11 protein-coding genes and 1 pseudogene are annotated in these 9,198 nt (G+C 61.3%); 8 read left to right on the top strand and 4 right to left on the bottom strand.

Annotation, left to right across the window (positions count from 1 at the left end):
- Window positions 1-171: 171 nt before the first annotated feature.
- The 3 genes from HB680_RS32230 to HB680_RS32240 all read right to left on the bottom strand — a co-directional run bounded on the left by HB680_RS32230 (window position 172) and on the right by HB680_RS32240 (window position 1,126).
- Window positions 172-579, bottom strand: coding sequence for a response regulator (locus tag HB680_RS32230; RefSeq protein WP_213942293.1), 408 nt, complete (start codon window positions 577-579; stop codon window positions 172-174).
- Window positions 580-650: 71 nt separating this feature from the next.
- Window positions 651-863, bottom strand: coding sequence for a Flp family type IVb pilin (locus HB680_RS32235; protein WP_213942294.1), 213 nt, complete (start codon window positions 861-863; stop codon window positions 651-653).
- A gap of 53 nt (window positions 864-916) precedes the next feature.
- Window positions 917-1,126: a Flp family type IVb pilin gene (locus HB680_RS32240; protein ID WP_213942295.1), complete on the bottom strand. Its 210-nt coding sequence runs from the start codon at window positions 1,124-1,126 to the stop codon at window positions 917-919.
- Between the two features lie 331 nt (window positions 1,127-1,457).
- Between HB680_RS32240 and cpaB the strand changes: the two genes are divergently transcribed.
- Genes cpaB through HB680_RS32280 form a run of 8 tightly spaced genes read left to right on the top strand, consistent with a single transcriptional unit; the run spans window position 1,458 to window position 8,912 of the window.
- Window positions 1,458-2,405 (top strand): Flp pilus assembly protein CpaB, encoded by a 948-nt coding sequence (gene cpaB, locus HB680_RS32245; RefSeq protein ID WP_213942296.1) that lies wholly within the window; start codon window positions 1,458-1,460, stop codon window positions 2,403-2,405.
- 20 nt (window positions 2,406-2,425) lie between these two features.
- Window positions 2,426-3,649, top strand: a complete 1,224-nt coding sequence (locus tag HB680_RS32250; protein ID WP_213942297.1) for a type II and III secretion system protein family protein — start codon at window positions 2,426-2,428, stop codon at window positions 3,647-3,649.
- Complete coding sequence (locus HB680_RS32255) at window positions 3,646-4,836, top strand: pilus assembly protein (protein WP_213942298.1); 1,191 nt, start codon at window positions 3,646-3,648, stop codon at window positions 4,834-4,836. The genes HB680_RS32250 and HB680_RS32255 overlap by 4 nt, the downstream gene beginning before the upstream one ends.
- Window positions 4,833-6,101 (top strand): CpaF family protein, encoded by a 1,269-nt coding sequence (locus tag HB680_RS32260; protein ID WP_213942299.1) that lies wholly within the window; start codon window positions 4,833-4,835, stop codon window positions 6,099-6,101. Before HB680_RS32255 ends, HB680_RS32260 begins: the two co-directional genes overlap by 4 nt.
- Before the next feature lie 18 nt (window positions 6,102-6,119).
- Window positions 6,120-7,004 carry a type II secretion system F family protein gene (locus tag HB680_RS32265; RefSeq protein WP_213942300.1) on the top strand — a complete coding sequence of 295 codons (885 nt, stop codon included), beginning with the start codon at window positions 6,120-6,122 and terminating at the stop codon, window positions 7,002-7,004.
- 1 nt (window position 7,005) lies between these two features.
- Window positions 7,006-7,890, top strand: coding sequence for a type II secretion system F family protein (locus HB680_RS32270; RefSeq protein ID WP_213942301.1), 885 nt, complete (start codon window positions 7,006-7,008; stop codon window positions 7,888-7,890).
- A gap of 26 nt (window positions 7,891-7,916) precedes the next feature.
- Window positions 7,917-8,639 (top strand): tetratricopeptide repeat protein, encoded by a 723-nt coding sequence (locus HB680_RS32275; RefSeq protein WP_213942302.1) that lies wholly within the window; start codon window positions 7,917-7,919, stop codon window positions 8,637-8,639.
- Window positions 8,640-8,648: 9 nt separating this feature from the next.
- Complete coding sequence (locus HB680_RS32280) at window positions 8,649-8,912, top strand: DUF3613 domain-containing protein (protein WP_213942303.1); 264 nt, start codon at window positions 8,649-8,651, stop codon at window positions 8,910-8,912.
- 72 nt (window positions 8,913-8,984) lie between these two features.
- Here HB680_RS32280 and HB680_RS32285 read toward each other — a convergent pair.
- Window positions 8,985-9,198: pseudogene (locus HB680_RS32285) on the bottom strand (hypothetical protein); the annotation flags it as partial.

Below are 9,198 nucleotides of genomic sequence, written 5' to 3' on the forward strand. Positions count from 1 at the left end.
GCGAGCTACATCGACCTGAAAAACCGTGTTCTTTCGCGCTACATCGACCTGAAAAACCGAGTCGAACTCAGGCTTTGAAAAGCTTGAAGATCTGCTCCCTTTCCCCCTCTCCCCTCTGGGGAGAGGGTTGGGGTGAGGGGTGGCTTTAGAGAGCGACACAAAATTGGAAACTCACCCACCAATCACCACAGGCTGCGGAAACAGATTGTTCAAGGTCTCCAGCAACCGCACGTGATAGATGGGCTTGCGAAACAGGTCGAGCACCTGCAAGCGCAGCATGTCGCTGACGTCCTCCATGTCCGCATGCCCGGACGTGACGATCACCGGCAGATGCTGGCGTGAGGTGTGTTCGCGCAGGCGCTTGATCAGCGACATGCCGCTCTCCTCCGGCATGCGCAGGTCCGTGATCACCAGGGCGATGTCCGGGTTACGCGTCAGGTGATGCAAGGCGAGCTTGACCGAGGTGGCCGTAAAGCAACAGAAGCCCTCGCCCTCCAGCAATTCCGCCAGTTCCAGTAACGCGTCCTCTTCGTCGTCAACCAGAAGCAACTGTTGGCGCGGCGGCGAGGAAGCGTTCATGGGCAGCACCTGAGAACTGAATGTAGAACCGAGTGTAGCGTGTCATTCACCCACTGCGCGGTTCGCCGTGCTCAGGGGGTTTGCACCGGCGCGGTCTGGGCCGTTCCGCCCAAGGCCACCAGCAAACTGTTGAAGATCGCCAGGACCTTGGCGCCCACCGGAGTGACAAACACCACGACCACCACCGCGACCATCGCCACCACAATCGCGTACTCGATGGCCGATGCGGCTTCGGTGTTATTCAGGAACAGACGTGCCCGCAGCACCAGGTATTCAAAGAGCATGGAATTCTCCTTTGTGCCGCAGGCACTCAGTCAACGTCAATCCAAAACCTCGACTAAGGCACCACAGGTTTGACGACCGCCGTGCCACCCAGCGATGTCAGGACCGCGTTGAAGATGTTCAGGACTTTGGTGCTGATCGGCGACACAAACACCACAACCACCACCGCCACCATGGCCACCACAATCGCGTACTCGATCGCCGATGCACCTTCGGTGCTTTTGAAAAACAACCGGGCTCTGAGCAACAGATATTCGAGAATCATACGTCTACTCCTTCGCGCCTCTGGCGCCGACGAAACGGTACTGCGACAGGGTTTCACTGTGCCATCAGAGCATTGACAACAAACCTGCGGCCAACAACTGTAACAACGGATTAATCACAAAGTATGAGGCTAAACCCGCCGCTGGAAATCAGCGCTTGTTTGGCCATTTTTCAGACTTTGGACAGTTATTTTCAGGCCCCTAATGGCGTTTTGCTTTAGATCGACTAGCGTGCAAATAGCGAAATAGTTGCATGTTCATAGCTGCCTGATTGCGAAAACGCCCCCGTCAGGAAATGCGGGTTGTTCATGCAGCAGGAAAGGGAGGGCCGTCATGAACAGTCGCGTCACCATGGGCCTTGCCGGCTTACTTTTACTCGGCGCGATTTTTGTCGGTTACTGGGGCTTGATGCTCAGTCGCCAGCCGGTTCCTGTCGCTGCGCCAATCGCCCCGCCGACCACCGCCGTGAGCGTGGAAAAAACCGTTGCCGCCGCCGAAGACCAGACCCGTCAACCGGTGGTCGTGCTGACCCATGACGTGCCCCCATTCACCCCGCTGACCGCCGCTGACCTGAGCGTGGAAAAACTCCGCAACCCACCCGCCGGCAGCCTGAACAATCTGGACCAGGCCATCGGCCGTACGCCTTGGCGTCACCTCAGCGCCGGCACCTGGCTGAGCGATGACAGCTTCGAGAGCGGCGGCACGTTGGCGCGGATGATTCGCGGCAACGAACGGGCGCTCGCCGTGGCGGTGGACGAAGTGATCGGCGCCGCCGGGCAACTGGTCCCGGGCGACTACGTGGATGTGCTGCTGTTTCTGCGCCAGGACACCAGCAACGTGCAGCAGTCGGCGCAGATCGTCGTGCCTGCGATGCGCGTGCTCGGTGTGGGCGATCAATACGGCCTGACCAACGACGGCCAATCGGCCTCACCGGCCCTGAGCGCCGACGACAAACTCAAACAGGATCAACGCCGCCTCGCCGCGCGCACCGTGGTGCTGGCGGTGCCCGAACAACTCTTGAGCCGACTGATGCTGGCGACCCAGGTCGGCACCTTGCGTCTGGCAGTGCGCAGCAGTGAAGAGCAGCGCCTGGCCAAATACTGGGCCGGCGAAAACACAGCGCCGGGCAAGCTCGACAGCGCCAACAGTCAACTCTTCCAGTTCACGCAACTGGCCCTCGGCGCCGCGCCCAAAGGCCCGGCCAGTGGTGGCCATGGTGGGGCAACCCGGTCCGCCATCGAAGTGATTCGCGGCAATCAGCTCACGCAACAAACCCCATGACTGATCAAGGATGCCGCTGTATGCAGAGTCGTTCCATGCCGATATTCAAACCGGTGATCTGGGCCTTGATGCTGCTGGCGCTACCCATGGAAAGTGCCTTGGCGGTGACCGGCAATTGCGCCGCGCTGGGGCGTTTGCCGCCGGTGATCGAGATCGGCGAAGGGCTGCAACAGGATCTGCAATCGCCGGTGGCAATCACTCGCCTGGCCATCGGCGATCCAAAAATTGCCGACGTGCATCCCAATGGCAGCAGTTCGTTTCTGCTGACCGGCATGGCCCCCGGCGCTACCAGCCTGATGATCTGGACCGCGTGCGCCAGCGAGCCGCGCCAGAGCATGGTGTTCGTTCAGGGCCGCGCCACCGCCGCCCTGACCGGCGACGCGCTGCTGCCCTCCGACGATCCATCGCTGCCGTCGCAGGTGCAAACCGATATCCGTTTCGTCGAAGTCAGCCGCACCAAACTCAAGGAAGCCACCGCCTCATTGATCGGCACCCGGGGCAATTTCCTGTTCGGCTCTCCCGGCACCTTGCCGCCCATCGACGGTGTCCCGACGCCCAGGCTGCCGGTGGATAACAGCCTGTTTAACTTCTCCTGGATCGGCGGCAAAACCATGATGATCATCAACGCGCTGGAGGGCAGCGGTTTTGCCTACACCCTGGCGCGGCCGAGCCTGGTGGCACTCAGTGGGCAGAGCGCAAGCTTTCTCGCTGGCGGCGAAATCCCGATCCCGGTGCCGAGTGCCGGCAGCGATAACGTGTCCATCGAATACAAGGAATTCGGTATCCGCCTGACCCTGACGCCGACCATCATCGGCCGCAACCGCATCGCCCTGAAGGTTGCGCCGGAAGTCAGCGAACTGGATTTCAGCAACGCCGTGAACATCGCCGGCACCACCGTGCCGGCGCTGACCATTCGCCGCACCGACACCAGTATTTCCCTCGCCGACGGTGAAAGTTTCGTCATCAGTGGCTTGATCAGCACGACCAACAGTTCGCAGGTGAACAAGTTTCCGGGGCTCGGCGACATCCCGGTGCTCGGCGCATTTTTCCGCAGTTCACAGATCAACCGCGAAGAACGGGAGCTGCTGATGATCGTCACCCCGCACCTGGTTCAACCCTTGGCCGCCGACGCACAACTGCCGTCGTTGCCGGGGGAAAAACTGCGCAACTACGACCCGAATTTCTATCGCATGTTTTTCCTGGAAAACGGCAACTTCGACAAACGCAGCGGACTGTCGCAATGAGCCAGAACCTGAGCCAGACCTTTCTCGCCATCACCCGCAACAGCACTGACCTGGAATGGCTGCAAGGCGCCCTCGCGCCCCTCGGCCAAGTGGTCAGCGCGGGCGGTGGCAGCCTTGACGAGTTGCTGGCACTGGTGGACGTGACCTTTGCCAGCCTGGTGTTCGTCGGCCTCGACCGCGAACACGTGGTGGCCCAGAGCGCGCTGATCGAAGGCGCCCTGGAAGCCAAACCGATGCTGGCCATCGTCGCCCTCGGTGACGGCATGGACAACCAATTGGTGCTCAACGCCATGCGCGCCGGCGCGCGGGATTTCGTCGCCTATGGCTCGCGGTCCAGCGAAGTCGCCGGCCTGGTACGGCGCCTGAGCAAACGCCTGCCCACCGTAGCGCCGAATACGCTACTGGGCGGCCTCACCGTGTTGTATGGCACCCAAAGCAATGCCGACGGCGCCCTGTTGGCCAATCACCTGGCGCTGGTGGTGCAAAAGAGCGGGCAACAAACCTTGCTGCTCGACCTCGGCCTGCCCCGTGGCGACAGCCTGGCGTTGCTGGGACTGGAGAGTTCGTTTCACTTCGGCGACGCGTTGCGGCACCTGCGCCGCCTCGACACGACGCTGATCGACAGCGCCTTCACCAGCGCCGAAGCCGGGCTGCGGATTCTCGCCTACTCCAGCAACGACGCGCCGCTGGAAAGCACCAGCGCCGCCGAGCTGTACATGTTGCTCAGCGCCTTGCGCCAACACTTCCAGCACATCGTGGTGAACCTCACCGGCCAACCGGACAGCGAAGCCCTGCGCACCTTTGTCAGCCACTGCGACAAGTTGCTGTGGTACAGCGACCAGAACGTCCTCGACTGCCGGCGCAACCTGGCGGTGCTCAACCTGTGGCGGGAAAAAGGCATGAAGCTCGACCACGGGCGCCTGTTGGTCGATCGCTATCTGGGCCATGTCGCCCCCGACTCGGAAACCCTCGGCAAGACCTTCAACCTGGAAGTCATCGCGGTGCTGGCCTACAGCCCGGAAGTGCGGCTGAACGCCAAAAACCAAGGCATCACCCTGTTCGAGCTGGCGCCTCGGGAAAAACTCACGCAAAGCCTGCGCGCCCTCGGTGAACGCCTGGCCAAGCGTTCCGAAGGCCTGGCCAAACCCAGGGCCGGTTGGTTCGACCGCTTGAGGGGCGCGCAATGAGCAGCGAAAAACTCTTCGGCGCGCCCCAGCGCAGCACCGCCGGCAACACCGACCATGAAGGCCTGAAACTGGTGCTGCACCGCTACATCATCGACGCCATCGAAGAGTCCGGGAAAAACCTGCTGGAAGGTTCGCGGCCACTGCTGTCGCAGTTCGTTACCGACAAAGTCGCCGAATACATTGCCCGCCTGCACCTGGCGATTTCCCGTTATGAAATGGAGCGACTGGCCGAGGAAATCGTCGACGAACTCACCGGTTTCGGTCCACTGGAAGTCCTGTTGCGCGATCCCGCCGTCACGGAAATTTTGGTCAACGGTCCGCACCGGGTGTTCATCGAACGCGACGGTGTGCTGCACCTCAGCGACCTGCGGTTTATCGATGCGCACCATGTGGAGCGGGTCATGCAGCGGATTCTCGCACCACTGGGGCGGCGGCTCGATGAGTCGTCGCCGATGGTCGATGCGCGCATGCCCGATGGCAGCCGGGTCAACGCGATCATCCCGCCGATTGCGTTGGACGGCCCGTGTCTGTCGATTCGTAAATTTCGCAAGGACATGCTCAAAAGCAGCGACCTGGTGGCAATGCAAACCATCGATCAATCGATTTTCGAGTTCTTTCAAAACGCCGTCGGCAAGCGCTGCAACATCCTGATCAGCGGCGGCACCGGCACCGGCAAAACCACGCTGCTGAATATTCTCAGCCAGTTGATCAACCCCCACGAACGGCTGGTGACCATCGAAGACGTGGCCGAATTGCAACTCGGTCATCCCCATGTGGTGCGTCTGGAAACCCGGCCGCCGAATGCCGAGGGCCACGGCGAGGTGAAGGCCAGCGACCTGATTCGCAACGCCCTGCGGATGCGTCCGGACCGGATCATCCTCGGCGAGATTCGCGGCGTCGAAGTGCTCGATGTGCTCACCGCGATGAACACCGGCCACGACGGTTCGATGAGCACCGTGCACGCCAACAACGCCCAGGACGCGTTGCTGCGCCTGGAAACCCTGGTCGGCCTGACCGGGCGCACCGTGGCGGAACGCACACTACGCCAGATGATCTGCGCCGCACTCGACGTGATCATTCAACTGACGCGCATGCCCGATGGCCGGCGCTGTGTCAGCGAAGTGGTGGAAGTGGTCGGCGTGCGCGAGGACGTGTATGTCACCAACACCCTGTTCCGCCTCGACCGACGCACCGGCATCGGTTTCCTGCGCGAAGCGGTCAACCCGGCGGGTGACAAGCTGCGGCACGAGTTGAGCCTCGGATGATTTGATGGAGCATTCGGCATGATCGTCCCGCTCATTCTCAGCCTGATTTGCGTGATCCTGCTCGGGCTCTCGGTGTGGCTGTTTCTGCACGGGATCCGCAAGACCGGCAACGAACGGGTGCTCAGTCGACTGGCCCAAGGGCAGCCGCAACGGGTCGCTGAAAAAGCCACCTGGGTCGGTCTTGAACGCATGTTTTTGCGCGCAGGCCTGGGTCGTCCCACCGAACGTCTGGGGCTGTGGCTGACGCTGTGGGGCGTGGCGATGCTGCTCGGTTATCTGGCCGCCGAGTGGGTCGGTGTGCTGACCCTTTTGCTCGCGCCGCCACTGGTGCTGCGGTTGTACATTTCATGGCTGTATCGACGCCGCGTCACACGCATGATCGAACAATTGCCGCAGTTGCTGGATCACACCGTGCGCAGCCTGAAATCCGGACGAACCCTGGCCGACGCGGTCATGGGCGGGATCGAGGCCAGTGACGATCCGCTGAAACGTGCCATGGGCCGGGTGCAGCGCAACGTGCAACTCGGGGTGAATCTGCCGGATGCCGTCAGCGATTTCGCCGAGCTCTATGAACAGGACGAACTGCGCATGTTTGCCCTCGGCCTGAAGGTCAATCATCGCTACGGCGGCAACGCCAGCGAGTTGCTGGAGAACCTGATCAAACTGATTCGCGAACGCGACCAGGGCGCCCGGCAACTGCGAGCCATGACCGGTGAAACGCGCATGACGGCGTGGGTGCTGGGTTCGTTGCCGATGATTCTGGTGAGTTACTTCATGCTGACCAATCCCGGCTACATGCTCGGCATGTGGCACGACTCGGGCGGCCAGACCATGCTGATGATCGCGGTGGTCCTGCAGGTGTTTGGCTGCCTGGCGCTGTGGCGCATGTTGCGGAGTGTCTGACATGGTCTTGCTCGCGAGTCTGATGCTGTTTCTCGGGGCTTTGTTGCTGGTGGCCAACCACGTGCTGCAAGAACGTCGGCGGGTGCGCCAGGTGACCCAACGCTTGCAAGGGCAACTGGTGCGGGAAAACCGTTTCGGCAGTTGGCTGCGGGTGCTCGGCAACAGCAAGTTTGGCCAGCGTTCGGTCAGTATCGACAGCGAAACCCAGACCCTGCTCAGCCGCCTGGGCTGGCGTCGCGCCAACGAGCGCGCGGTGTATGCGGCGTGTCAGATCGGCACGCCGTTGTTGCTGTTGGGGCTGGGGCTGTTCTTGAAAGAAATATTCTTCCCCCTCGCCGCCAACGGCTGGCTGCTGCCGATGTTCGGCGCCGGCCTCGGCTACTTGCTGCCCAAACGCCTGCTGGCCTACGTCGCTGCACGTCGGCAGCAAACCATCGCCGTGGAAATTTCCACCTTCATCCCGCTGCTGCGCATCCTCTTCGAATCGGGCATGGCGGTCGAACAAGCCCTGCGGGTACTCAGCACCGAGGCGCAAAAACTGTTGCCGGAACTGACCAGCGAATTGCGCCTGATCCTGACCCGCGTCGACTCCGGACTGGAGCTCAGCCAGGAGCTGCACAAAGCCGCCGTGATGCTGGCGGTGGATGAATTCAGCGACACCTGCGTGATCCTCGAACAACTGATTCATCAGGGCGGCGGCGCGATGAAATCCCTGCTGGCGCTCAAGCAACTGCTCGACGATCGGCGTCTGACGCGGCTGCAAGAATACATTTCGAAAATGTCGGCCAAGATGTCCGTGGTGATGATGCTGTTCCTGTTTCCAGCCCTGTTGATCGTCCTGGCCGGACCCGGGTTTACCGCGATTACCCGGGCGTTTTCCAATTGAGTAGCGCACCTTTTTGAGGGACTGAGATGAAAGCATTGATCGCTGTAGTGAGCCTGCTGATGCTCGCCGGGTGCGCCACCGACGGCCAGGCGCCGTGGTCGGCGATGATGTCGCCGGCCAGTTGCAGCAAGTTGAGTTCCGATCAGGAGCTGGCCCTCAATCTGGCCGATGATCTGGCCAGCGACGGCAAACTGCACGCCAGCCTGGCCAATCTGCAGAGCCTGCCCGACAGCCTCAGCGAAGTGCGTTTGCGTAAGGCCAAGGTCTATCGCTTGCTGGGGCGCAGCGAGGCGGAACCGTTGTATCGCAGCCTGCTGGGCACTTGTTTGCAAGCCGACGCCGAACAAGGGCTGGGCCAGTTGTTCGCCGCAAAGGGCGACTACGGCCAGGCCCAGGCTCACTTGCAACGGGCCGCGCGTCTGGCGCCGACTGACGAGAAAATCCGCAATGATTTGGGCGTGGTTTACCTCAATCAGTTGCGCCTCGAAGACGCACGCTTCGAATTCCTTACCGCCATCGAACTCAAGCAGCACGACACGCTGGCGGCGGCGAATCTGGTGACGTTGCTGCTGTATCAGAACAACTGGCAGCAGGCCGCGGAAGTGGTCAGCCGCTCGCACCTGACGCCGGAGCAATTCACCGATGCCCAGACCCGAGCGGAGAAACTCAAGCAGCCGGGCAAGGGTAAAGCGGCGGTGGGTGATCAAGTGGCGACGGTGACGGATGCCCAACCGATGTCGGTTAAATAGGAGTTGGCGATGATGAAACTATTCGGCTTGAGCCTGTTGATACTCCCCCTGAGCGCGATGGCCATCGACGCCGGCCCGTCATCGGCGCAACAGCAGGAAACCGAAAATTGGCTGGTGCTGCAAAGCCGCAACACCATGGCGTCCAAAACCCCGCAAACCGCCAGCGCGGCGGAGCGGGAAGAGGCGATGCAGCGTTGGTTGAAGAAGTACAGGTATGAGATTCCGGATTTGTACGACCCGGATGCGGGAGGGAAGATTGAGATCAGTAAGTAGAGATAGAACGAGCAACAGTAAACCTGTGGCGAAGGAGGATATCGCTTCGCCACACCGGCAGTAGCCCCGAGTTCATGCGCGACGTTTATCCGCCAGATTCAACCGCTGCACCTCGGCAAAAATCTCGGTGATGGTCCGTCCTGGCTGACGTTTATGCAGTCGGCGAACCTGTTCGCTCATCCTGAGCAAGTCTTCACTTGGTTTGGCCCATTGCGCCTTGGGCAGCGGTTCGGACCATTGCTGCATGACTTCGGGCAACATTTTTTGGCCCATGGCTTTGATGCGG

The organism is Pseudomonas sp. dw_612 (assembly GCF_018449725.1).
Taxonomy (GTDB): Bacteria; Pseudomonadota; Gammaproteobacteria; order Pseudomonadales; family Pseudomonadaceae; genus Aquipseudomonas.